General features: G+C 48.4%; 1 protein-coding gene. It reads right to left on the reverse strand.

Features of this window, described 5'->3' with window-relative positions; translation table 11 throughout:
• Nucleotides 1–203: IS1 family transposase (locus D1841_RS18690; RefSeq protein WP_371721579.1), on the reverse strand; the 203-nt coding region annotated here is incomplete at its 3' end.
• Between the last annotated feature and the right edge of the window lie 51 nt (nt 204–254).

Consider the following 254-nt stretch of genomic DNA (forward strand, 5'->3'; position numbering starts at 1 on the left):
CTGGGCCGCCCGATCTCCCGCCTCGCTTCCGGCGCCCACTGATGCCGGCATTTCTTGCACTGGTACTTTTGATGTCCATGAGCGTCTTTTCCATAGCGATAAAAGTCTGTTTTGTTGTTGCATTTCGGGCACCTTATTTGGTATAATTTTTCCATGAAGACTCGTCTCCTTTCGGGAGGTACTTGGATTTGTGGTGAAACCATTGTACCAGAAGGGCTGGCGGGTCTTCAACTTTCATTTTAGTTTACAGTACG

It is taken from the genome of Neglectibacter sp. X4 (assembly GCF_009917365.1).
GTDB lineage: Bacteria > Bacillota > Clostridia > Oscillospirales > Acutalibacteraceae > Acutalibacter.